Raw genomic sequence first — 24780 nt, forward strand, 5'->3', positions numbered from 1 at the left:
CCTTTATTTATTTCTTCCAACTTTATTTTCGGTATTTAATGTAATGGGGACTATGGATAGTTTTTGTTGCGACATGTGAAAAGCACCTCCCTAAATTGATACGTTGATCATAACAGAGAGGTGCTGCGTGTTCATATGCTTTAAATTTGATTAGGGCTTACTTTTCATTCTCATCTAAACTTAATTTTTACAACTAATTGATTCAACACTTCAGAAATAACAAGTCCAACAGCGATGGCTCCAGAAATCATGAAGGCTTTCGCTGCCAGCTGGACGGCGGTGTTATAGTCATTGAAGACAAAATGGCGCATTGCATCATACGCGCTTCCACCAGGTACAAGCGGAATAATTCCGGAAATACTAAAGATCGTGACAGGTGTTTTATATATTTTTGAGCAGATTTGACTGATCACTGCAACTATGAAAGCACCGACAAATGATGCAACGACCGCGTCAAACTGATAATCGACAAGCAGCCTAAAAATAAACCAACCAGCCATGCCAACAAATCCGCAGCGAATGAGGGATTTTTTAGGTGCATTAAATAAAATCGCAAACGCTGCGGTAGCAATAAAGCTAGTCACTAAATGTACAATCATATAATGATTCTCCCCCTATGCATTTCTTAAGAAAAAGCAATGACAACCGCTATTCCCGTTCCTATTGCACATGCTGTTAAAAATGCTTCTACCCCTTTTGATAATCCTGCCACTAAATGTCCAGCCATTAAATCCCGAATGGCATTTGTAATGAGGAGCCCGGGAACTAATGGCATGACCGAAGCAATAATAATTTTATCAAGCTGTGTCCCTATCCCAAATGTGACAAATAAAAAGGCACTTGTTCCAATCGTTAATGCTGCTAAAAATTCCGAGCAGAATTTAACTTTGACTAATTTATGTACGTAAACGAAACAAGTAAAGCCGAGACCGCCGGAGATAATGGCTGGAATAAAATCTCCCCATAAACCTAAATACATCAATAAGAAACAGCCACTGGAAAGCGCTGCAGCTAATATTTGCTGATAAATCGGGAAGGCAAAGTTTGCTTTTTCAATTTCATGCAGTTTTTGAAAAGCCTCCGTCATTGTTAAATCGCCGCTGCTTATTTTTCGAGAAACGCTATTAACTAATGTTACTTTATATAAATCAGTCGATCGCTCTGAAATTCGAATGAACTTAGCAGGTTCCGTCCCATCAAGGGAAAAGATGATCCCTGTAGGGGTCACATAGCTATGCGAATGCGGAATGCCAAATGCCGCCGCAATTCGCATCATCGTATCTTCTACTCGATATGTTTCTGCCCCGCACTTCAGCATTATTTTTCCTGCCAGCAAGCATAAATTGATCACTTCTAAGTTTTGTGCAAGTTTATTCTCCATACTTTAACCTCCTCACAGATATTCTCCCAATATTTGTGAATATGTATTTTTCCTGTAATTATATGTGATTTAGGAATTGCTTAAACACTATAAGACTAATCTCATGATTTTGCAATATCAATTGTTAAGGATTTGTAATTTCGCCATAATTGACACTCTGTACTTATTTTACTTTGCTATAATTGAAAAGATTTCAAGAAGGAGAAAATGTATGGCACAACACAGCATAAAATCTTTATTTGAAATATTTACTGTCGCATTGAAGCTAGGGGTAACTTCTTTTGGGGGACCGGTTGCCCATCTTGGGTATTTTCATAATGAGTATGTAATAAAGCGCAAATGGATTGATGAAAAGAGCTATGCTGATTTAGTTGCCCTATGTCAATTTCTTCCTGGCCCTGCAAGCAGTCAAGTTGGGATTGGTATCGGTGTAACTAGAGGCGGAATCTTAGGGGGTATACTCGCCTTTCTTGGGTTTACTCTGCCATCAGTCATTGCCTTAATTTTGTTTGTCCAACTCCTAACTTTTTCGGATATTGGAAGCTCCGGCTGGATTCATGGTCTTAAGATAGTTGCCGTAGCGGTAGTAGCCCATGCTGTTATGGGAATGGCTCAAAAGCTGGCTCCTGATTTGAAAAGAAAAGCTATTGTGCTATTTGCAATTTGTGCAACTCTTTTATGGTCGACTGTATTAACACAAATTAGCATTATTGTTTTATCTGGCTTGTTAGGGTATTTGATTTATAAAAACCATTCTGATCAAGGTGAAGAGACTGCTCATTTCCCACTAAGTAAAAAATTGGGTCTAGCGTGCATCATACTATACCTAATATTGTTAGTTATTCTCCCTATATTAAGAGAGATTACCCAATTAGAATGGATTGCTCTCTTTGATAGTTTCTATCGATCTGGATCTCTCGTTTTTGGCGGAGGACATGTCGTTTTGCCTTTGCTTGAGCGAGAATTTGTTCCTACTGGTTGGCTAAGTAAAGAAGCGTTTCTTGCAGGATATGGTGCGACACAAGCGGTGCCTGGGCCATTGTTTACTTTTGCAGCTTATATTGGAGCCGTCATCCATGGATGGAAAGGTGGCATGCTTGCCACGATCGCTATTTTTCTCCCTGCCTTTTTACTCATTCTTGGAACATTGCCTTTTTGGCATGAACTACGAAAAAATCCAATATTAAAAGGGGCATTAATTGGGGTAAATGCAGCAGTTGTTGGTATATTAATTGCGGCATTTTATGATCCCATTTGGACGAGTTCCATTTTAACGCCGAAGGATTTCGCCTTTGCAGCTATCCTATTTAGTATGCTTGCATTCTGGAAGCTTCCACCTTGGGTCATCGTGTTAACAGGAGCAATCGGAGGAATATTTCTTGAATTTGTTTAGCTTGAAAGGCTGCCAAAAATTTTAGCAGCCTTTCAAGCTTTTTATATTGGCACTTCCAAAATTATTCTCGTACTTTTGCCTATTTCCGAATGAATGGCAATCATCCCGCCAGCAGCTCTTGCTCTTCCTTCCATGCTGAATAGTCCGACTCCCCGAGAAATTTGTTCAAAATCTGGTTTATCGGCTCTCAAAAGTCTTGGTTTTCAAAAATAAAAAGCACTAACTATATCAGTGTTTTATTCTCTAAATATTTTGAAACTTTAGTGGTTTTGAAACGTATTTGTATTAGGAGGTGTTATTCCATGAAAAAAGGATTCATTATCTTCTTTGTAACACTCATCATTGAAACGGGTCTCACCATTTTATTTTCTTCCTTAATATCTGTCCGCTTTATTGAATTAATGTTTTTTGCCGGTGTAGCCTTTTCAGCCATAACGATTTGGTTTTCCAGCAGCGGCGGGGCAATTACGAAATATCACAATAGCCAAATAAGCGCAGAAACGGGACTCATTCAAAAACGAGAAGATTTTAAATTACGTCCTAATTATGTTGTCTATGCTTCCATCTTCTTTCTTTTCATCGGACTGATATTGTTTATTTTATTACTAACGCATGTTATTCCTCCTGCTTAGAAATAAAATCATATCTCATAAGTTTTACCCCTTTTATTAATGAAAAAGGTAAATCATACATGGGTCATGAATATAGATTAAAGGGGGGGATTTTATGTGGGGATGGATTCAGATATTAATAATAATCATCACTGTTTGGATCGTGATCGAAGAAGGCATTTATTTTTTTACGAATCGTTGCTTATTTGGTCCATCTAATATTGAAAAGAAACTTAGAGAGCGGTTTTTCTCGGTAAAGAAGGTATTCAAAAAAGAAGCATCTTAATTGCAATTTTTTATTAATTAATGGAAGATGTAATTATGGTACATATTAAAATCTGAGGAGGCACATTCATGAATCTTGTCAGTCATTTTTTAGCTCACCGTACGGTTACAAATGCATTAGTTGGAAAAATTGAGGAAGCGAATTATGATTTTACGCCGACAGAAACGTCTATGAGTGCACAAAAATTAGTCACACATATGTATACTTCTTATTATAAATTTATTAAAACCGTAAAAGAAGGGAACGGAGCTCCATTTTTGGAGAAATTTGATGATAACGAACAGTCTTTGAATCAGTTAGGTGAAGATTTTACAGAAAAAACGAAAGAGCTACTTGCTTCACTAACGAAAGAAGAGCTGGATCGTGAAATTGACATGACAAAAATCTTTGGAATGAACGTTACTGGTCATCTTATGGTGCAAATGGCAATTGAGCACGAAATTCACCATAAAGGCAATCTATTTGTGTATGTTAGAGAGATGGGACATACCGACTTGCCGCTTTATATAAATTTTAAATAATATTTAAAAAACAGACTTGCGAAAATTCGCTTGTCTGTTTTTTTGTTGAGTAAAATTTAGTTGAATACGCATTTTAAAACGTAAAAGACTTTCATAATGATCATTTTGACGGGCTCTTGGCATAAAGAAGCGTCATGGTCACTTCATGGCACTCGTTTTCACTGAATCCCTTATAAAACAAGCTCCATGATCGCTTCATGACGCTCGTTTTCACTGAATCCCTACTAAAACAAGCGCCATGAACGCTTTATGACTTCCGCGACCACCTTTTTTAATCATCAAATCGAAACTTTTATCTAATTTTTAACATGAGTAATTTTGGATGCATTAATTAGCTCCTCAATTCCAGCTAAATCCCTTGCTTCTAATAGCTCGATGATTTTGCTTCCGACGATCACGCCATCACAGTATTGGTTCATTTCCTGAACATGGGATGGTGAGGAAATTCCAAAGCCAGCTAATACAGGCAGGCTGCTGACGCTTTTTACTCTTTGTAAATGTTCTCCTAGCTGTTCGTTGAATCCTTTTCTCGCACCAGTTATCCCGTTGACTGTAACTGCATATAAAAATCCGCGCCCTTTCTTTGAAATTTCCTCAATTCGCTCGAGCGGGCTTGTTAATGTGACGAGACGGATGATTTCAATTCCTGCCTTCTCCGCAAAAGGAGCAATAATTTCTTCCTCTTCAATCGGCAAATCTGGCAGGATGAGACCATCGATGCCTGAACGGGAGCACTCATCGATGAATTCAGAAATGCCCAAAGCCATAATGGGATTCATATAAGTCATAATAATGAGCGGCGTATGAATGATTGGACGAATGTCAGCAATCGTCCTTAAAACCCCTCTTAATGTTGTTCCGTTTTCAAGCGACCTTTTTCCCGCTCGCTGTATAACTGGCCCGTCTGCAACTGGATCTGAAAACGGAATACCAATTTCAATCGCTGTCGCACCTGCTTTTTCTAAAAAAGCAATCTGTTCCACTAATGCATCGCCAGCCATAATATAAGGAACAAAAGCATTTTCATTATTTTTTACAAGAGTTTGCATCACCTTTTCAATCCGGTTCATTCCCCATTCCCTCCTAATCTTGCTTTCACTGTTTCTACGTCTTTATCTCCTCTGCCAGATAAGCAAATGACTAAAGCTTCATCTTCTCTCATTGCTGGGGCAAGTTTTACTGCATAGGCAACAGCATGAGAACTTTCAAGAGCGGGAATGATTCCCTCTAATTGACAAAGCAGTTTTAATCCCTCCATTGCACCTTCATCTGAAATTGCATCATATGTCACCCGGCCAATATCTTTTAAATAGCTATGCTCAGGGCCAACTCCAGGATAATCAAGTCCAGCCGAAATCGAATGAGCTTCTTGAATTTGCCCGTCTTCATCCTGAAGTAAATACATGAGAGCACCATGAAGGATTCCTGGTTTTCCTTTTGACATAGACGCAGCATGTTTAGCAGTATCTAATCCTAAACCGGCCGCTTCCACTCCATACAACTGAACAGATTCATCCTTAATAAACGGATAAAACATGCCCATTGCATTGCTCCCCCCGCCAATGCAGGCAACAACAGCATCCGGAAGCTTGCCTTCTTTTTCAAGAAATTGCTTCTTCGTTTCTTTCCCGATGACACTTTGAAAATCGCGGACGATCATCGGAAACGGATGCGGTCCCATTACTGATCCTAAAATATAGTGAGTGTCCTCGACATTTGTCACCCAATAGCGCAACGCTTCATTCACAGCGTCTTTCAATGTCGCGCTTCCAGACTCAACACTAACGACTTTTGCACCTAAAAGCTCCATCCGAAACACATTTAGCTGCTGACGCCGAATATCCTCAGCCCCCATGTAAATAATGCATTCTAAATTTAGAAGAGCACATGCCGTAGCCGTAGCAACCCCATGCTGTCCAGCACCTGTTTCGGCAACAATTTTTCGTTTTCCCATCCGCGCTGCTAGAAGTGCCTGGCCTAAAGAATTATTGATTTTATGGGCACCCGTATGATTCAGATCCTCACGTTTTAAATAGATTTTTGCCCCTTGAAGATGGTTCGTTAAATTTTTCGCAAAATATAACGGCGTTTCCCGTCCAACATAATTCTTCAATAAATCATCAAGCTCGCTTTGAAATTCAGGATCCTCCTGAGCCTTTTTATATTCTCTTTCCAGTTCAAGAACAGCTTGCATTAAAGTTTCTGGCACATATCTTCCGCCGAATTGTCCAAAATGACCACGTTTATCTGGTAATGTATAGGTTGTCATAAATAGTTCCTCCCCTTAAATCTATAAGTTTGTTAGCTAATTTCATGCTTTGATCTATTCTTAGCTCGCTCAATAAATTTCGTAATTTTATTAACATCCTTTTTTCCATCTGTTTCGACGCCGCTGCTGACATCGACCATATAAGGGGCTGCCAATTGAATCGCCTCTGCAACATTTTCAATAGAAAGCCCGCCAGCAAGAATAATCTTCTTTCCTTTCAATTGTTCCTCTGAAAGAAGGCTCCAATCAAAAGCAACTCCATTTCCGCCGCGGTATTTTCCCCGCGGGCTATCAAGTAAGTAAAAATCACATGAATATTTGTCAAGCTGGTTTAAGTCCTCACTCGATCCAATACTTAAAGCTTTAATAACCGGAATAGAAAATTGCTCGCAAAACTCTGGTATTTCATCGCCATGTAGCTGAATAACGTTAATCCCCGTCTCGTTAACAATTTGTTGAATGACATCTGCCCGTTCATTCACAAACACACCCACTTTAAAAACCTGATCGGGAATGTGTTTAATGATTTCTTTTGCAAGTTTAGGCGTAACTCTCCTTTTACTTTCCGCAAAAACGAACCCAATGGCATCTGCTCCAGATTCAACGGCATATAAAGCCGTTTCAATATCAGATATCCCGCAAATTTTCACCTTCATTTTTTCAACACCTCTTTTAATGGCTGCTTCATTTGTTTTAGTAATGCCTCTAAGTTTTCCGCCCGCATAAATGCTTCGCCAACAAGAATGCCGTTTGCTCCAGCCTCTATAACCCTTTGTACATCCTGTTCGGTTTGAATTCCGCTTTCACTAATGAGGTATGCTCCAGCCGCTTTAATTTTCGGGGCCAGCATTTCTGTCATGGCTAAATCGACCGAAAAGGTTTTTAAATCCCGATTATTTACTCCAATAATTTGTGCACCGGTCCGTAATGCTGTTTCAAGCTCATCTTCGCTATGGACTTCCATCAAAACTTCAAGTCCGTTTCCAATTGCAAAACTATATAGCTCTTTCAAGCGTTGCTCCTCTAAAGCAGCAACAATCAAAAGAATTAAATTCGCTCCTGACGCTTTCGCCTTTAGAATCTGAACCTCGTCAATAATAAAATCCTTGCAAAGCAGCGGTGCATCGACTGTTTCTCTAACCGCTTTTAAATCATCAAACCCTCCTTTAAAAAAGGGCGTATCCGTTAATACGGAAATCGCATCTGCACCGAAGTCAATATACGATAAAGCTTGTGTTTCGGGATTTAACCCTATATTGATATCTCCTTTTGAAGGAGAGGCTCTTTTGAATTCAGCAATAATGGCAAGCTCTTCTTCGCTTTGAAGCTTCTTTAATAATGAAGCTTTTTTTTCAGAAGGTTGTTCTGGTATTTCAATTTTTTCTTCCTTAAACCGCTCTACCTCTTTTTTCTTTTCTTTCAATATAAGATCGAGAATTGTCGTCATTTATATCACCTGTTCCTGTACTGTTTTACTCTCTTTTATGAGTTGTTCAAGCTTGTTTAGAGCAGACCCAGAATCAATACTTTCTTTTGCAAGCTCTACTCCTTTTTGTATGGACTCCGCTTTTCCGGCTGTGAAAATCCCAATGCCTGCATTCAGAAGCACTGTATCCCGGTATGCGCCCTCTTGCCCTTTCAAGACTTTGAGTAAAATCTCTGAGTTTTCTTTCGCATTTCCTCCGCGAATCGAATCATTCGAATAAACCGGTAAACCCAATTCTTCAGGATGAAGTATTTTTTCCGTAATGCTTTCATTTTCTAAAATAACTAAGTGGTTTTCTCCTTGTAGGGATGCCTCATCCATATGCCCCGCACCATTTAACACTACGGCTCGCTTCCTGCCTAATTTTTTCAGTACTTCGGCAAACAGAACAAGGTAATCCCGGCGATAAATGCCAAGCAGCTGTGTTTCTAATTCGACAGGATTAGTAAGCGGGCCGATTAAATTAAAAACTGTCGGGATTCGCAATTCCTTGCGCACCTTCAAAATCCTTTTCAATTGAGGGTGAACATTGGGCGCATATAAAAACGCGATTCCAACCGTTTCTAAAATTTCTTCTGTTCTTTCTGCACCTAAGCTTAAATGAATGCCAAGATGCTCTAAAACATCCGCACTTCCCGTTTTACTTGATACGCTTCTGTTTCCGTGCTTGGCAACAGAAATCCCTGCTCCAGCTAGAACAAAGGCAGATGTTGTACTAATATTAAAGCTCTTTGATCCATCCCCACCTGTTCCGCAATTATCCATAACATTCGGAATTTTTTTGTTAAATGTCAATGACTTCCCTCGCAACGCTTTTGCCAGGCCAACAATTTCCTCGACTGTCTCTCCCTTTGTTTTTAGTCCGATTAACAAGGCAGCAATTTCGCTATCAGTAATTTCATTTGTAAATAAATACTCAGTTGCTTCATTTATTTCGTTTTCGGATAGTGATACGCCGTCAGATATTTTTTGCAAAATTAGATTCATGTCTTCGTTCCCTCCTGATACTATTTAAAAAGTTCTGTAAAATCCTCTTCCCATAGGTGGTTCCCATAGATTCAGGATGAAATTGCAGTCCATAAAGGGGATATTTTTCATGTTTAATCGCCATGATTTCACTGTCATCCATCGATTCAGCAAGAATCCGAAAATCATCAGGCAATGATTCCGGAGAAATCACTAATGAATGGTATCTCATAACATCAATCGGCTGTGGTAAATATTCAAACAAATCTGTTCCACTATGCTTTAACTTAGAAATTTTTCCATGCATAATGTGTTCGGCTTTCACCACGCTTGCCCCTAATGAATAGCCAATGGCCTGATGCCCAAGACAAATTCCTAAAATCGGCGTTGTTTTATAATAAGTGCGAATGATTTCCGTGCATTGTCCCGCCTCTTCCGGCCGTCCAGGTCCAGGCGATAATATAATGGCATCTGGCTTCATTTCAGAGATTTCTTCGATAGTAATCTTGTCATTCCTAACTACGCGAACTTCCTTTCCTAACTCCCCTAAATATTGATAAAGGTTATACGTAAATGAATCATAATTATCAATGAGTAAAATCATCTTGACCCTCCAAAAACGCCTTAAGTTTATGAATCGTTTCCTCATATTCTTTTTCAGGAATAGAATCATGGACAATTCCCGCTCCGGCTTGGATATAAGCTTTTTCGTCCTTGATCAGCATCGTACGGATCGCAAGGGCAAAATCCATATTGCCATTTGCAGAGAAATAACCGATTGCTCCGGAATAAACTCCTCTTTTGACATCTTCAAGCTCATTTATGATTTCCATCGCCCTAATTTTCGGTGCACCGGAAACCGTACCAGCAGGTAAACACGAGATTAACGCATCAATGGCTGATAAATCCTTTTTCAAAGTGCCGCTTACTTCAGAAACTAGATGCATGACATGCTTGTATTTCTCAATTTTCAGATGTTTTTCAATGTAAATCGAGCCAAACTCACATACTTTGCCAAGATCATTTCTCCCGAGATCTAATAGCATTCGGTGCTCGGCCAGCTCCTTTTCATCCTCCAATAATTCCTTTTCCGTTAAGATATCGTCCATTTCTGTTTTCCCTCTTGGTCTTGTTCCGGCTATTGGATTCGTCGTCACTTTATTTCCATTCACTTTAATCAAGCTCTCAGGAGAAGTACCGGCAATTTTGTAATCACCGAAATCTAAATAATACATATATGGTGATGGGTTATGCACTCTTAGCTTCCGGTAGTAAGAAAATGGATCACCTTTAATTGTTCCTTTGAGGCGCTGGGAAAGAACAACTTGGAAAATATCTCCCGATACAATATGTTCCTTCGCTTTTTTTACTTTTTCGATAAAATCTTCTTTTTTAATGGAAGTCTGAAAAGCTGACAGCTCTACTTCATCAGAATCAGTTTTGGCCGTTCCTCGCTGAATTTCTTCTACCCTTTTTTCATGTAAGGTTTTAAGCTTTGATAATTCACTAAATAACGGAATAGTCAGCAAATAAACTTTTTGTTCCAAATGATCAAATACGACTGCTTCCTCGAAAAACATTAAATGAACATCCGGAATATTTAGCTCGTCATCTGGAGTCTTGCCAATGTTTTCATATTGCCGGATGACATCATAGCCAACATACCCCACTGCTCCACCACAAAATGGGAATTGACTAGCAGTTTCAAATCGGCTGTCAGATAAAATCTCCTGTAGTACGTCCAACGGCTTTTCCTGAACAGCCTTCCTCTCTTTATCACTAATGACAGTGCAAAAATCCCCATCGCCAATTACTTCTATTACAGGGTCAACGCCAATGAATGAGTATCTCCCCGCGTTTTCATGTTTCAGCGAACTTTCGAAGAGGAATTTCTTCTTTCCTTGGAGCCGCTGGAAAATCAAAATCGGTGTCAACGTATCCCCTTCGATTTCGCTCATCAAATAATTCTCTGTTAACGGCATGCAATTCTCTCCTTCATAGAAAATAAAAAAGTCCCCTATACGCACAAAGCTAGTGCGTATAGAGGACGTATTTTTGACCGTGGTGCCACCTCAGTTTTAGAGCGGAATTGCTCCCTTCTTCAGGTACGGATGAAGAAGCTATACATGCCAATCATCGATACCCTATCCATATAACGGTGGAAATCCGTTCTTCCCTACTGAATTTTCAAGAAGTCTCTCGTAAGTCCATTCCATTTGCTCGCTACGTACCGGTTTCCACCACCCCCGGCTCTCTGTCACGTTTTGAAACAATGTACTACTCTTACTCAATGATTTAAATATTAATTTTAGAAATACAAAAAGGGCTTCCCGTCAAAAAAGGACGAGAAACCCGTGGTGCCACCTTCATTAGCTAATTATTAGCTCACTTAACAGATATCAAAATGAATAATCATTTGAATATCTGTCTCTTGTAACGATGAGACTGTTCGCCAAAGCCTACTTTTTAAATGGTCGGTATTATCTTCCCGCACATTAATTTCGGTTTGGGGCTCAGAAGTCCATTCGCTTTTACTTTTACACTGATTCGCACCACCCATCAGCTCTCTAAAGTATCCGTAAAAGTTACTCCTCTTCATCAACGCCGTACGTTATATTGCCTTTTATATTATTCTTAATAATAAAAGAAGTCAAGAGATTTTTTGAAAATTATTTTGAAATTTTCTTTATCAGTTTACTTTTCCAAACTTCAGCCAATTCTTCTACTTGGGAAAACTCTTCAATGGCCTCGCGGTTATTATGTTTATGAAACATTATTTGATTTCCTGTTAAGACTGAAAATTTTTCCTGTTTTCGATCTATTAATAACAATTGGGATTCAGCATTCACCAAACCTTCTTGCAAAACACGAAAAAAGTATCCAGTATAGCCAGTCTCAACAACCCTGCTTAGTAGTTGATCCACTCGATTATGCTTCGATATGGAGGCACATGGAATACGTCCTTGAGAAACTTGAATGATTGCGTCGCCTAAGGAAAATATATCACCAATATAGACATCCTTTTCGAGATAATTGGCTGCACAAATATTTTCTCCAAAAGCTGGTGATTTTAATGGCTTTTGAAATTCCCTTTCCCATTGTTCGTAATGCTCATAAGGGTAAAAACAAACCGCTCTATCTCTGCCGCCATGAAATTCACGATTTCCGACTGAATCACCGGTAAATCCATCCTTTGTCAGCATTACTTCCTCGATAGGCTTCTTCCCAATCGCTGAATTGACCGTCATCCCATTCCATAAATGAAGATTCGGTCTCCCGATATTTAAAGCTAAAATCCTCTCCCCCATTATAACACCTCTAATATTTTATTATTTTTTCGGCAATTTCCTTTATTCATCATAATACAGGTTAAAATTTCCTGCAAAAAAATTACCATAAAAAGTCCCTTCTACTTTCGCCTTTTTAACCAATAATAATCATTAGGTATGATTATGTAAAAGGATGGTATGCAAATGGAGCATATTGAGAAATTGCAAGGGAGCAGTCAAAAAGCGGAGAAGAAATCACGGAATAATGCTGCCAATCAGAAATGGGCAATCCTTTCACTAGCTTCCATTCCGCTTGTAATGACCCTTGGAAATTCAATGTTAATTCCTGTTCTTCCAGCAATGGAAAAAAAACTTAATATTACTTCGCTCCAGACAAGCTTGATATTAACAGTCTATTCTGTAGTTGCCATTATATTAATCCCTGTCGCTGGATGCCTATCTGATCATATTGGCAGGAAAAAAGTAATCGTTCCAAGCCTAATCATTGCAGGGATTGGAGGTCTCATCTCAGGATGGGCTGCTTGGAAGGTAGATGATGCTTATTGGATTATTCTTTGTGGCCGGGCATTGCAAGGGGTTGGAGCAGCAGGAGCGGCTCCTATAGTCATGCCACTTGTTGGCGATTTATTCAAAAGCGATGACGAAGTAAGCAGCTCACTTGGGATGATCGAAACATCGAATACATTCGGAAAAGTTTTAAGCCCGATACTTGGTGCTTTTCTAGCTAGCTTTTTTTGGTTTCTCCCTTTTTTCGCTTTTCCCGCTTTTTGCGCCGTGTCCATTTTGCTTATTTTATTGTTAATAAAAACGCCTAAGGAGAAAGAGGAACCTCTTCCCTTTAAAGAATTTTTGCAAAAAATAAAAAACACCTTTACACATAATGGAAAATGGCTCTATGCCATCTTTATTATCGGTGTAATCATGATGTTTGTATTATTTGGTGTTTTATTTTACTTATCTGATATTCTTGAGAAAACGTATGATATTAAAAATATTAAAAAAGGCTTCCTCCTAGCTATTCCGTTAGGTGCCTTATGTATTGCCTCTTTTATTACAGGAAAAATAATTAAAGAAAATAAAATATTGATGAAATGGCTAATTTTTGGAGGGTCTGCATTAACTGCGATCGCTGTTGCTGCTTTAAGCTTTTCAAGTGGTATGTGGTATATGCTCATACTATTTATTTTTGGTGGAATTGGGATTGGTGTCGCCCTTCCTTGCCTTGATGCTTTAATTACTTGTGGGATTGAAAAAGAGGAGCGAGGAACAATTACCTCGATATACAGCTCAATGAGGTTTATTGGCGTAGCCGCTGGTCCCCCTATCATAGCCATTTTAATGAAGCACTCGGAAAAATTTCTCTTTTACTTCCTAAGCGGTATTACTGTCATTGGCATCATTGCTACATTTGTGGCGATCAAACCTGATGCGGAAGAAGCATAAGGTTAAACTTTCGGATGACTTCCTTAGTTATTTATGTTATCCTAAATTTAAGATAATCCTGTATAAAAATGACCACAGGTGTTGGCGCACCTATGGTCATCCGCAATAGTCGTTTCCTAAAGGGATCGGCCAGTTCAAAGACTAGACCTCTCCTAAGGTTATCAGGTCAAGGGAGGTCTATTTTTTGTGGTTAAAAGACAAGACAGCAATAATGAGACTCGAAAATGAAATCATAATCATAATCGTTTCAAATACTGTCAAAGGCATCACCCCCTTTCAAATGGGGCTAGCCGACCACCCTTCCCGAAAACAACCGATTGCCTCTTTATTATACCATAAACTTGTCCAAACAAAAGAACGCATGTTCTGTTAATGATAAAATGAATCTTTTCTCCTATTTTACCCATGGGAAAAACCACCAAAAGGTGAATTTATTCATTTACTCTGGGCTTCCCTGGATTACAATTAGGCTTTTCAAGCTGTGTCGATTCCGCAAGCTTTGTTAAATAATAGCATTCTTCTCTAAACATATGATCAGCCATTAACGCAGCAAAGGGCCCTAATACCTCTTTACTTATTTCAAGCTCCTCTATTTCATGTAAAAAATTCATAAAAAGCTTCATTTCAAGTGAAACATCTTTATTAAATTTTTCCAATGCCGGAAAGGCAGTAACATTTGTTCGTAAGAAGCCTGTCAATTCGACCGCTTTTAAATAAAATGCTTCAAAATCCTTCGTAAAATCATCACTCTGCTTTTTGATCCTTTTTTCAGCAAATTCCATTTTATTAGAAATGGCACCTGCGTGACCGGCTGCATCAAATAGCCAAAGCAAATGATGGTGAAGCTCATGAAAAACGGGAGGCACCACGCCTTTTTTTAAATACTCTAGAACAAGCAAGTATTCCTCAACTTCGTTCACCATATGGTTCATAAAAACAGGTCCAAGGTGAATCTTCACTTTACCAATGAGATGGCGCTCAAGAATGGTTAGCTTAAACTGTCTAATTTTCTTAGCCCCTTCATCAGCCATCTTGCTTAACTCAACTAAATTATCAACATTAACTCTTCCTAGCAGCTGATCAAACATTTGAATAAAATTATTCGCCTCATTTATTAATTCGTTTTCGCTCGGTGCAAGTGAATCATGAATAAACCTTGAATGATCCCCCAACACTTGCAGCCAAAAACGATGCTCAAATTTTGCTGTTTGTTCATATCCAGTAGCCAACAGATCTCCCCCTCTACATTTCCTTCATAAATCTTATCAAATGTATTAGGTTTTTATGACTTCATATGTTTAATGGACACACTGAAAAAATGCAAAATTATAAAAAGAACCTTCATCTCATTTGTTAAACGTGATGAAGGCCCTTTGTTTTAAAAATGAAAGGCAGTTAGCTTTTCATCTAAAAGCTCGGCCTGATAGCCATTATTTTTTAAATAGGTTAGTAGTTGTGGCAAATGCTCGGCCGTTGACTTTTTATCATGCAATAAAATAACCATCGGACTTTCATGAAGGCGGTAATTTTCGATTTGCTGAATAACCTTAGGAACATACTCGCCATTCTTATATTTCCAATCTTCACTATCGATTGTCCAATCCCATAGTTGAAATCCAGCCTCTTCAACAGCTTGCTTATAAGATGGCTTCATATATGGTGCTGACCCGTATGGAGTTCTAATTAAATGGGAAACGGTCCCAGTTAGCTGCATTAAAGTACCCTGAGCTGCCGTCATTTCATCTACAACTGTCTTTTCCGAACGGTAAATTAAGTCTATCCGATGAGTCACCCCATGTAACGCTGGAATATGTCCGTTTTCAATGGTGGCTTGCAATTCGTTTTCATATGTTCTCATATTCGGTTCAAGCATGAAAAATGTCGCCTTCATATCATATGATTGCAGTGCGTCTAAAATTTGCATCGTATAAGCTGATGGTCCATCATCAAAGGTTAAGTAAACCATTTTTTGTTCGTTTTGCTGCTTAACTTGAGTGTTTTCTTGCTTTGTAGATTCATTTATTCCTTGATTAGTATTTTCATTATTTGGCAGAGTTGCTTGCTGTTCCTGTTCCTCTTGAACATTCGTTTCCTTTTCACCTTGCGGCTGTTGGTTTTGTGCATTGAGCTTATCATTTTTTATTTTATAAACGGAGCGAATATAATTTTCAAAAGAAGGGCCCCCATTCAACTCACCAATTTGTTGATCAAAATGCCTCATTGCCAATAAAGAGTACATAATATTAATTGGCTGGCTAAAGCTAGATACAGCTGCAACCTCAATCGTTTTTCTCGGCTCAACAGATGTTAAAATTAACATTAAACAGATAAAAAGCGAGGTAAGCAATTTTCCATTTAATTTCATTAATTTTTTTCTACTTCTTTTCCTTCTCACAACAGTTCACCTTTCCATTTCCTGAATATTCCTAGATGATTAATGATTAAGACATTTTTATGTGGCTAAAGTGGAAATAATATGCTAAATGTTTAATTTGTGTATGTAATAATGGGAAAGCTATGGAGCCTTTTCATGGAGAAAAGCATGCCTTACAGATTGTAGAAATTCTGTTGTAAGACATTTTATTTGAGCTTTTAATAATTTGACGTTTAAATTTTTAAAAAAGTTGTCATTTTTATCGATTTCTTTACAAAACTATTAAAATTTCGCTATATTTCTCTTACATTAAGATTACCGAATCTCCTAATCTTTTTCAATTCTTTCTTAAAAAAATCGTATTTTTATTGGTATTACTGGAAAAAGAATTTTGAACATAAAATAACAAACTATTTGCTCTATTGATTTTAATATGGTAGAATCTCAAGTAACAACATATAGTATTATTAATTTCCTGAAGATACTATATGTTGTTCTTAATTTAAAATTTCCTTAACTGATCCAAGGTCTCTTTATTTTTTCCGCTCTATATGTGCGGAATTTTTTTGCGCAAAAAAAATGGGAATTTTGTCTAAAAAGATCGCTTAAGAACTTATTTTGAAGTTTCCCTATTATTTCGCCGTTTAAACTTGTTATAGGGATAATTTAGTGGAGGGAAATCTACGCAAAAGGAGCGACTGTCTCTCGACAATCGCTCCTCTTTCATCACCATTCTTCTATTCTAGTATCTTGTTATATCCATCGGCAAATTACCAGCTGCAAAGCCCACGAACATGAAACGCTCACTCCCAGTATTACGCATGCCGTGAATTTGATCAGGTTTGGCCAATAAAACCATGCCTTGTCGGATCGGGATTTCATTCTCTAAATCTGGGAAATAGACTCCCTCCCCTTCAACACAAACCCACATATCATCAACATTCGAATGAGAATGTATGTAAACTTCCTGCCCTGGTTCCAAACACCAAACAGCTCCAACTGTTTTATCTGTTTCATAGAAATAGTTCTTCTGCGGCTCATCCTGATCAAAATTTGCTATCTTGTCAATTTCAAAAACTCTCTCTGCCATGATTTGATCAATGCTCATAATCATTGCTTTCTCTTCCATCATTAAACACCTCTTTTTATATTTAATCCATTTAAAAAGTAAGGGATTTACCGAAGAAACTAAAAGGTATATTCACAAGTTGTAAATACCTTTTCGATTAAAATTGAACAACAAATTTTTCACAATCTATTTAATACTTACTGCCAATGTACTTTCTTCATATACATCAAGTGCGGCTTGAACCGCTGCACCTGCATTGACTTTCCCACCGTGACGATAAATAGCCGCTTCTAATGCAGATAAAACTCTAAAAATATTTTCTTTTCGGCAGCTGAAGCCCATTGAACCAATTCTCCATATTTTTCCTGCTAGTGATCCGAAGGTGCTAGCAATCTCGACACCAAACTCTTTTACCATCGTAAAGCGAACGGCGTCTCCATTTACTCCTTCAGGAATATTGATACAAGTAACAATCGGCATTTTATAGCGTGGATCTCCAAATAAGCTAAGTCCCATTGCTTTAAGTCCTTCGACAAGCGCCTTCTCATGTAACTTATGTCTATCAAATCTATTTTGTAAGCCTTCTTCATGAATAATTCTCAAGCCTTCCCTTAGCGCATATAGCATCGTGGTTGCCTCTGTATGGTGATTTAGGCGCTTCGGGCTCCAGTATTCCTGAATTTGACTTAAGTCAAAATAGTTACTTTGAATTCTTCTGGGATTACTAGATGATATATCTAAACCTTGCTCAATTTTTCTTCGCTCTAGAAGTATTTTTTCAACCCTATCATTATAAGTAATCGGCGCCATACCAGTTGGTACCCCTAAGCATTTTTGAGTCCCAGTAATTACTGCATCAATATTCCACTCATCTGTTTTAAAGTCTGTTCCTCCGATAGTAGCAACCCCATCAACAACAAATAACACGTCATTCTCACGGCAAAATTTGCCAATTCCATCTAAGGGCTGCATGATTCCCGTTGACGTTTCACCATGCACAAGTGCAACAACTTTTGGACTCACTCTTTTTATTTCAGCAATAATCTTCTCTTGATCAAAAGCTGTTCCCCACTCACATTCCATTTTAGTGACATCCGCTCCACAGCGGTAAGCAATCTCGGCTAATAAATGGCCGAACCTGCCAAATATAGGAACTAAAACTTTGTCACCCGGCTCAATAATGGAGCAAAGAACTGCCTCAATTCCGGACCGAGATGTACCATCAACTGAATAAGCCCAGTGATTTTCCGTTTGAAATAACTGCCTTAGCAACTCCATTGTTTCATCCATAATCCTTAAAAACTCCGGATCAAATTGTCCTATGATCGGGATTGTCATTGCCCGAAGCACACGAGGTTCTGCTTCAACTGGGCCGGGTGTCATTAAAGTTCGTAAAGAAGGATTTAGTTCTTGTAACATCGAAATACTCCCTTTCATAATTAATTGTAAAAATTCCGAAAAATAGCTATATTCAGTTTCATATCTATTTAAAATAGATTGTAACGGAGTTTAAAGAATAAAGTCATTATTCAAAATAGACAAATTTTTTAGTTGTTTTTGTATAAATGAAACAACACAATCACATATTGTAGGAGCTCAGCAACAAACGAAAAAGACAGAGAACTAAACCTAGCTCTCTGTCTTTTTATCTTCAATTAAACTAAGATAATCCACAAAATCATCGTAAGGACAATGGTTACAATCCCTTGTAAAAGCGTTGCCATTGTTTGTGCTTTATAGGCATCTTTGATCTTCATTCCGCTAAATTCTGTAACTACCCAGAAGAAACTGTCATTCACACACTTTTCATTTCTCCTCCTGTCTTTTTCTATTTTTTTATAGCCGCTAAATACGTACGCATGACTTGCTCAGCTGTTTGCTCAAGAAGTGCTGCACCTCTTGTCATCGCTTCTTGAAGAGTCATCGGTGAATTTACAATGCTTGTCACACTAGTTATTCCATATTCGTACAAAACATCAATCCCTTGACCTACTGAGCCCGCAAGTGCAAATACAGGAATCCCCTTCTTCTTGCCTGCTTCTGCAACCCCCATTGGTGTTTTCCCGGATGCTGTTTGGAAATCAATTTGTCCTTCTCCAGTGAAAACACATTCTGCATCAGCTAAATGTTCTTCAAGCTTTGAGTATTCAATAACGATATCTATCCCTCTTCGTGTTTTGGAAGGGAAAAACGCTTGGAATGCTCCGCCTATTCCACCTGCCGCTCCAGCACCAGGTTTATCATGTAATTGAATTCCTGTTTTTTCTTCAACCAAATTTGCCCAATGGGTTAAATTTTTGTCCAAAACCTCAACCATTTCAGGAGTAGCTCCTTTTTGCGGACCGAAAACATGTGAAGCTCCATCTTTCCCAATCAATGGATTTTGCACATCTGACGCAATTAAAAATTCACATTGGGCAATGCGGGGATCAAAATCTCTGTCATCTATTTGCACAATGCGCGAAAGCTCTGCACCGCCATAGCCAACTGTTTGATTATGAATATCTAACAGCTTCATCCCTAAAGCTTGAAGCATGCCAATCCCACCATCATTGGTAGCGCTTCCGCCAATCGCCAAAATAAATTTACGATAACCGTCATCTAACGCTTTTTTAATCAATTGTCCTGTACCGAATGTAGTGGCTGCCATTGGATTGAGTTTGTCGGAATCAATCAAACATATGCCGGAAGCAATTGCTATTTCAATTACACAAGTGTCCTTATCCCCCAAAATTCCATAAGCAGCTTGTACAGAATCAAGCAATGGACCTTTCACTGTTTCTTCAACCATTCGGCCATTCGTCGCGGCTACTAAGCTTTCCATCGTTCCTTCTCCGCCATCTGCTACAGGCACTATAACTGTTTTTGCATCCTGGACTGCCTTTGCCACCCCTCTTTCAATTGCTTGAGCTGCTTCAACGGCTGTCAAGCTTCCTTTGAATGAATCGGGTGCAATTACAATTTTCATTTCGCATGCCACCTTCTTATGAAATTATGACAACTCTTTTATATAACTATTTAAATATAATATTGTTGTTATACAACACAATAAACCTTAATTACTATTATAATCACTAAAATTAGTTTACACATCGTTTGCCGCAAACAAAAAACACTATGATTTTTGCTATTTTTTTGTGTACAATAAATAAAAATACTATTCCAAAGGATCGACGCTATGTTAACGAAGGAAATAGCAAAAGAAGTTGTCACTCAAACAATGATTCGTTTAAATCGAAACATAAATATTATGGATAAAAGCGGAATTATTATTGCATCTGGAGATTTAGAGCGAATGAGTCAAGCTCACTACGGAGCCATTGAAGTGATTCGCACAGGGAACCCGCTCATTATTCAAGAATCAAATAGTCACCATTGGGAAGGCGCACTCCCGGGAATCAACCTACCTATCCAATTTCAAGATCAAATAATTGGAGTAATCGGTATTACGGGCAATCCAGATGAACTTATGGAATTTGGTGAATTAGTAAAAATGATTACCGAAATGATTATTCACCAGGCCTATATGACAGAACAGCTAGAATGGAAACAGAATTTGAAGGAGTTAATCTTCGAAGAACTAATAACAACCCCATTAAAAATCGAATCTATTAAACAAAAAATGCATCTAATTGATTGCCAAATAGAAATACCCTATCAAGTAGCTGTCGTCGACCTTGAGCTAAATCATGTAAAAAAAAGTGTCGCCATTCAATTATTGGCTGATATTTTCCCCATGAATGAAACACTTTTTGGTTTTTTAAGTGTAAACCGATTATTCATTCTTTCCTCAACTATTCAAGATGATCAGTTCAGAAAAAAATTAATGGAAATGTTTAGTGTTTTTGAAAGAAAGCATATTTCCACAAAAATTGGTATGGGCTCAGCTGTTACAGAGCAAACCCATATAAAATACTCGTATCACGAAGCTTTATGCGCCATAAAATTTGGAGGGAGTAAGCCCCTTGTCGCTTACCCTGAAATTGAAATGATGGCACTTTTGGATCAGTTGGATGAGCGGACAAAGCAGCAATTTGCTGAACGAGTATTAGGTGATTTATCAGAAAAATTCATCGATACTTTAGAGCAATTCAATGCGCACAATTTTAACATTGGGGAATGTGCGAAAAACATGTTTATTCATCGTAATTCACTTATTTATAGAATAAAAAAGGTCAAGGAAATAACCGGTTATGACCCTCAGCTCTTTCAAGATGCGCTTGTATTACAGCTAGCTATTTGGGTGAGAAAGATGGCTGAATGAATGTGTTCCCTTTGTCAGTGATATGTATAAATAAAAAGGCCAAATGCTTTTCTTTTATCGAAAGTGCATTTGGCTACAATTATGCTTTCATATTTTTGAAGGCTTCCGCCACCATCCTCCAGTCACTCAAAAATAATGCCTCTAAATTAGGTCTTCTCCTTATTGCGAGCGGATGATAAGCAACAGCTGTCTTGAATCCATTTATATGATGCCAAGAACCTCGTAACATCTTTACCTCGGCCTCAGGATTTTGGAAGAAAGATTGCACTGCGACATTGCCTAAACAAAAAATAATTTTCGGTTTCTTTTCAGTTAATTGCTCCTTTAGATGGATCATACATGTTTCTCGCGTCTTTTCTTTATCGTAGGTGCGGATCGGTCTTCTTTTTAGAATAAATGTAACGTATAAATCCTTCACTTCTAAGCCTGTAACATTTGCGGCCTTTTGCAAGGTTTGCCGCGTCCCGCAAACGAATGGATTTCCTTCACGATTCTCTCTCGCCCCAGGATTATCAAGAATGATCATGATTGGTGCATCAGGGTTCCCTTCACCCCAAACCATTCTTGACCCATGTTCAAATAGACCGCATTCACGGCAATCTTTCTGGCTATGAGGAATGGGATCTTCTGGCCACAAACTTGCACAAAAATTATCTATCGCCATCATCTCTCTTCTATCATCGCTTTCCATAGAGTTAAAATTTATTTTTCTTTCCCTTTCTTTTCAGGCGGCTCAGTCATGATCCGATAAAACTGTGTATTCATACTGCCTTGAATAATATTTTCCAAAAAGAAGGATTCGACAAGTTTTAAATACTCATCGTCATCAAACATCTTCTTATTTTGAAGTTCCATTTCTGCCAGTCCTTCATATGTCGTAATCATTGAGAATGTATGATCTTTACCAGTAATGGGGGTTAAAATTTCAACCTTATGATGAAAATTTTCATTTCTAAATTTCTTTATTTCTTGCAGATTTTCGATGCCTTCTTTAAATTTGTCCTGTTTGATTTCAAAGGTTTGGTACACTATTACAGACATTATATATGCCCTCCATTATGAAAATAAAAAGAAGCTTTGAATGTATTATTTTCTTTAAGTTAATTTTTATTCGAAAAGGAATAAGTGTCGTATAGCCCTCTTAACTTGAATAGAGTGTAGTTTATTAAATATGTATTAGCTAATATACTTCGCTCTACAAAAATTGGATCAAAAAAATGCTCCCACAAAACTTGACTCAGTTTGAAGAAGTGAAATATTTTGGTGTATTTAATTATTTTTTTGAAGATAAAGAGCGGAGTTTACAATACTAGTAAACGTTTTATTTAAATTTGCTATTGGTTAGGTTATAGTAAATTTATAACATGTAGGATGAGGTAATATTTGATGTCAACAAAAACAAAATCTTCAAAAAAAATTGCTTTGTATTCACTAATTATTATGGGGATAGGATTTATTGCAACTACCCCATTTCAAGGTTCATTATGGCTAAATTTATTACATGGTGGATTTGAAGCGGGGCTTGTTGGCGGACTAGCAGATTGGTTTGCCGTGACTGCACTGTTTCGCCATCCGCTTGGATTACCAATCCCTCATACAGCATTACTGCCTAATAATCGGAAAAGAATGACAAATGGACTTGTTTCGATGTTGAAAAACGACTGGCTTTCTAAGGAAAGTATCCAAGAGAAAGTAAAACATATTCCATTTACAGAAAAGTTGATTGCCCTTTTCGTCAAACAAATGCAAACAGATACGTTTAGAAAAGGTATGATCAAACTAATTAAGCAAATGATTCGTTATATAGAAATTGAAAAGATTACACCTTTCATTAAAAATCAAATCGTATCGACCCTTTCTAACATTGAGATGAGTAAATTACTTCAATTAGTTAGTTCTCAGCTGCTAAATGAACAATTTGATAAGAAAGCTTTGGATCATATTTTGAACAAAGTTGAGACTTGGTTAAGAGAAGAACAAACTCGTTACCGACTTGGCACAGTTTCCATGAATGTACTTAACAATATTCAAGCAGATGGTATGCTTGCATTTGCTCTTAAAACTATCCAGAGTCTACTTAACGAGGAAAAGCTTGGAAACATCGTACAAAACCTATTATTAAGTGTTATAAAGAGTTTGCAACGCGAAGAAGAACCAAATAGAGAAGCATTAATCTTATATATCCGAAAAGAGATTCGAAGTATTAATGAGAACAAGGAGCTAGTAGAGGGAATTGAAAAATGGAAAAATCAACTTCTAGCTAAATGGGATCCTGATCAACTAATAGCCGAAAGCCTTCACCAAATTCAACAAAATGCGTTAGTTTTCTTAGAGAATAAAGAATTTATTGATACTTATCTTTTACCATTGATGAATCACATCCTAGACAACATAAAGGAAAATAAAATCACCATTGATGACTGGATACAGAAACAAATAACCGTTTTCGTTGAAAATAATCATTCACAAATTGGCAATCTTGTGCAAGAAAATTTAGATAAACTAGACAACGAAACACTGATTGATATGATGGAAAACAATGTAGGAAAAGATTTACAATGGATTCGTGTGAACGGAGCAGTTTGTGGTTTTATAATAGGGATTTTCCTAACTGGAGTACAAGCTCTGTCTAGGCTATTATAATATGCATGATAACATAAAAGACCCCTCTCACCATTAAAACAATTAATGGCCATAAGGCTTATCACTGGATTATCAAAAAACACATGGCGATTTTCACTTTGAAAAGGCCATGTGTTTTGTTTGCAATTTTATTATTGGGACCCCTGAAATATACCGGCTTAATAAAATCAGTGAACCAAATACGGCTCACTCTGTCTTTAATATTCGCAAATTAGATAATAAATCTCGGGATTTAAAAAGGTTGTCAAAAAATCTCGTTTGTCTTATAATCATAAAAGTTACATATATAGTATTAATTTTGATTCAACAACACAATATACAGTGTTAATCCAATAAATATGGTGTCCGAACAGGACTTAATAGGGAATCTGGTGGAATTCCAGAACTGTTCCCGCAACTGTAAGTGCTATCGAAATAAGTAAAAACCACTGTCTTTTTATAAGAAATGTCTAGCTCCAGCGCCTACCCCCTCGAGGTCACAAGCCAATCCTCCCAGAAAGGTAAAGAACACCTTTCCGAGAGGCTTGTCTTGTGCTTGTCGGGGGTGGGCAAGGCGCTTGCGCTTTTCTTATAAGATGGGAAGGGCTTAGAGTAGGCAAAAGCACAAGTCAGGAGACCTGCCATATTTATAACGTGTTATCTTCTTCGGGAGCTGGGAAGGTAGAGCGAGGGTATTTTGATAGACTTTTTTAATCTATTATTATATCAACGTTTTACTTCCCCATCCTCTTTGAGCGATGGGTTTTTTGTTTTGGAAAATTAAACAAGTAAAGGGGATACGATA

25 protein-coding genes, 1 pseudogene, 1 riboswitch and 2 other annotated features are annotated in these 24780 nt (G+C 37.8%); of the genes and pseudogenes, 7 read left to right on the plus strand and 19 right to left on the minus strand.

All coding sequences use genetic code 11. The features are described from left to right. Positions 1 to 170: 170 nt before the first annotated feature. Together F7731_RS00535 and F7731_RS00540 are read right to left on the minus strand one after the other, a co-directional pair. A complete protein-coding gene (locus tag F7731_RS00535; protein WP_151532823.1) occupies positions 171 to 599 on the minus strand; it encodes a threonine/serine exporter family protein in 429 nt (142 codons plus the stop codon). Between the two features lie 26 nt (positions 600 to 625). After that, positions 626 to 1381 carry a threonine/serine exporter family protein gene (locus tag F7731_RS00540; RefSeq protein ID WP_151532824.1) on the minus strand — a complete coding sequence of 252 codons (756 nt, stop codon included), beginning with the start codon at positions 1379 to 1381 and terminating at the stop codon, positions 626 to 628. 211 nt (positions 1382 to 1592) lie between these two features. Between F7731_RS00540 and F7731_RS00545 the strand changes: the two genes are divergently transcribed. The 4 genes from F7731_RS00545 (at position 1593) to F7731_RS00555 (ending at position 4192) form a co-directional block, all read left to right on the plus strand. Further along, entirely contained in the window at positions 1593 to 2774 is a 1182-nt protein-coding gene (locus F7731_RS00545; protein WP_151532825.1) for a chromate transporter, read from the plus strand. Positions 2775 to 3076: 302 nt separating this feature from the next. Next, positions 3077 to 3406 (plus strand): hypothetical protein, encoded by a 330-nt coding sequence (locus F7731_RS00550; protein WP_151532826.1) that lies wholly within the window; start codon positions 3077 to 3079, stop codon positions 3404 to 3406. 94 nt (positions 3407 to 3500) lie between these two features. Then, positions 3501 to 3671 carry a hypothetical protein gene (locus tag F7731_RS26290; RefSeq protein ID WP_170289618.1) on the plus strand — a complete coding sequence of 57 codons (171 nt, stop codon included), beginning with the start codon at positions 3501 to 3503 and terminating at the stop codon, positions 3669 to 3671. Positions 3672 to 3739: 68 nt separating this feature from the next. Further along, positions 3740 to 4192 (plus strand): DinB family protein, encoded by a 453-nt coding sequence (locus F7731_RS00555; RefSeq protein WP_151532827.1) that lies wholly within the window; start codon positions 3740 to 3742, stop codon positions 4190 to 4192. Between the two features lie 296 nt (positions 4193 to 4488). Here F7731_RS00555 and trpA read toward each other — a convergent pair whose 3' ends face one another. The 8 genes from trpA to F7731_RS00595 form a co-directional block, all read right to left on the minus strand. Next, positions 4489 to 5262, minus strand: a complete 774-nt coding sequence (trpA, locus tag F7731_RS00560) for a tryptophan synthase subunit alpha (RefSeq protein WP_151532828.1) — start codon at positions 5260 to 5262, stop codon at positions 4489 to 4491. Beyond that, a complete protein-coding gene (gene trpB / locus F7731_RS00565) occupies positions 5259 to 6461 on the minus strand; it encodes a tryptophan synthase subunit beta (RefSeq protein WP_151532829.1) in 1203 nt (400 codons plus the stop codon). The genes trpA and trpB overlap by 4 nt, the downstream gene beginning before the upstream one ends. 32 nt (positions 6462 to 6493) lie before the next feature. Next, complete coding sequence (locus tag F7731_RS00570) at positions 6494 to 7117, minus strand: phosphoribosylanthranilate isomerase (protein WP_151532830.1); 624 nt, start codon at positions 7115 to 7117, stop codon at positions 6494 to 6496. After that, the gene (gene trpC / locus F7731_RS00575; protein WP_151532831.1) at positions 7114 to 7908 is read right to left on the minus strand and encodes an indole-3-glycerol phosphate synthase TrpC; all 795 of its coding nucleotides are present in this window, start codon (positions 7906 to 7908) and stop codon (positions 7114 to 7116) included. Before trpC ends, F7731_RS00570 begins: the two co-directional genes overlap by 4 nt. Further along, a complete protein-coding gene (gene trpD / locus F7731_RS00580; protein ID WP_151532832.1) occupies positions 7909 to 8934 on the minus strand; it encodes an anthranilate phosphoribosyltransferase in 1026 nt (341 codons plus the stop codon). Then, entirely contained in the window at positions 8906 to 9517 is a 612-nt protein-coding gene (locus tag F7731_RS00585; protein WP_151532833.1) for an anthranilate synthase component II, read from the minus strand. Before F7731_RS00585 ends, trpD begins: the two co-directional genes overlap by 29 nt. Further along, positions 9501 to 10895: an anthranilate synthase component I gene (trpE, locus tag F7731_RS00590; RefSeq protein ID WP_151532834.1), complete on the minus strand. Its 1395-nt coding sequence runs from the start codon at positions 10893 to 10895 to the stop codon at positions 9501 to 9503. The genes F7731_RS00585 and trpE overlap by 17 nt, the downstream gene beginning before the upstream one ends. A 58-nt stretch (positions 10896 to 10953) precedes the next feature. After that, positions 10954 to 11213: a binding site (T-box leader), on the minus strand. Between the two features lie 36 nt (positions 11214 to 11249). After that, positions 11250 to 11524 (minus strand) — a binding site (T-box leader). A gap of 58 nt (positions 11525 to 11582) precedes the next feature. Next, on the minus strand, positions 11583 to 12221 hold the full coding sequence (locus F7731_RS00595; protein WP_151532835.1) for an MOSC domain-containing protein: 639 nt from the start codon (positions 12219 to 12221) through the stop codon (positions 11583 to 11585). Between the two features lie 165 nt (positions 12222 to 12386). Between F7731_RS00595 and bcbE the strand changes: the two genes are divergently transcribed. Continuing rightward, positions 12387 to 13646 (plus strand): bacillibactin exporter BcbE, encoded by a 1260-nt coding sequence (gene bcbE / locus F7731_RS00600; RefSeq protein ID WP_151532836.1) that lies wholly within the window; start codon positions 12387 to 12389, stop codon positions 13644 to 13646. Positions 13647 to 13823: 177 nt separating this feature from the next. On the opposite strand, the gene F7731_RS27220 is transcribed toward bcbE, so the two are convergent. From F7731_RS27220 to F7731_RS00635, 7 genes and pseudogenes are all read right to left on the minus strand, one after another. Then, a complete protein-coding gene (locus tag F7731_RS27220; protein WP_410489293.1) occupies positions 13824 to 13913 on the minus strand; it encodes a putative holin-like toxin in 90 nt (29 codons plus the stop codon). Positions 13914 to 14077: 164 nt separating this feature from the next. Continuing rightward, the gene (locus tag F7731_RS00610; RefSeq protein ID WP_151532838.1) at positions 14078 to 14875 is read right to left on the minus strand and encodes a DUF2935 domain-containing protein; all 798 of its coding nucleotides are present in this window, start codon (positions 14873 to 14875) and stop codon (positions 14078 to 14080) included. Between the two features lie 149 nt (positions 14876 to 15024). Beyond that, positions 15025 to 16041, minus strand: coding sequence for a polysaccharide deacetylase family protein (locus F7731_RS00615; protein WP_151532839.1), 1017 nt, complete (start codon positions 16039 to 16041; stop codon positions 15025 to 15027). Positions 16042 to 16762: 721 nt separating this feature from the next. Next, a complete protein-coding gene (locus F7731_RS00620) occupies positions 16763 to 17152 on the minus strand; it encodes a cupin domain-containing protein (protein ID WP_246197105.1) in 390 nt (129 codons plus the stop codon). Between the two features lie 123 nt (positions 17153 to 17275). After that, positions 17276 to 18508 (minus strand): pyridoxal-phosphate-dependent aminotransferase family protein, encoded by a 1233-nt coding sequence (locus tag F7731_RS00625; RefSeq protein WP_425481968.1) that lies wholly within the window; start codon positions 18506 to 18508, stop codon positions 17276 to 17278. Between the two features lie 236 nt (positions 18509 to 18744). After that, positions 18745 to 18888 (minus strand): annotated as a pseudogene (locus tag F7731_RS00630) (GntT/GntP/DsdX family permease); the annotation flags it as partial. A gap of 29 nt (positions 18889 to 18917) precedes the next feature. Further along, the gene (locus tag F7731_RS00635) at positions 18918 to 20057 is read right to left on the minus strand and encodes a glycerate kinase family protein (protein WP_151532840.1); all 1140 of its coding nucleotides are present in this window, start codon (positions 20055 to 20057) and stop codon (positions 18918 to 18920) included. Between the two features lie 210 nt (positions 20058 to 20267). Between F7731_RS00635 and F7731_RS00640 the strand changes: the two genes are divergently transcribed. Further along, the gene (locus tag F7731_RS00640; RefSeq protein ID WP_151532841.1) at positions 20268 to 21353 is read left to right on the plus strand and encodes a CdaR family transcriptional regulator; all 1086 of its coding nucleotides are present in this window, start codon (positions 20268 to 20270) and stop codon (positions 21351 to 21353) included. A gap of 79 nt (positions 21354 to 21432) precedes the next feature. Here the strand turns inward: F7731_RS00640 and F7731_RS00645 are convergent, their stop codons facing one another. Together F7731_RS00645 and F7731_RS00650 are read right to left on the minus strand one after the other, a co-directional pair. Then, positions 21433 to 22017 (minus strand): uracil-DNA glycosylase, encoded by a 585-nt coding sequence (locus F7731_RS00645; protein WP_343032841.1) that lies wholly within the window; start codon positions 22015 to 22017, stop codon positions 21433 to 21435. Positions 22018 to 22055: 38 nt separating this feature from the next. After that, the gene (locus tag F7731_RS00650; RefSeq protein WP_151532842.1) at positions 22056 to 22394 is read right to left on the minus strand and encodes a hypothetical protein; all 339 of its coding nucleotides are present in this window, start codon (positions 22392 to 22394) and stop codon (positions 22056 to 22058) included. Positions 22395 to 22739: 345 nt separating this feature from the next. Between F7731_RS00650 and F7731_RS00655 the strand changes: the two genes are divergently transcribed. Continuing rightward, positions 22740 to 23996: a DUF445 domain-containing protein gene (locus F7731_RS00655; RefSeq protein WP_212031130.1), complete on the plus strand. Its 1257-nt coding sequence runs from the start codon at positions 22740 to 22742 to the stop codon at positions 23994 to 23996. A gap of 322 nt (positions 23997 to 24318) precedes the next feature. Beyond that, positions 24319 to 24635: riboswitch (cobalamin riboswitch) on the plus strand. Positions 24636 to 24780 lie beyond the last annotated feature (145 nt).

It is taken from the genome of Cytobacillus depressus, assembly GCF_008923245.1.
Lineage (GTDB): Bacteria > Bacillota > Bacilli > Bacillales > Cytobacillaceae > Cytobacillus > Cytobacillus depressus.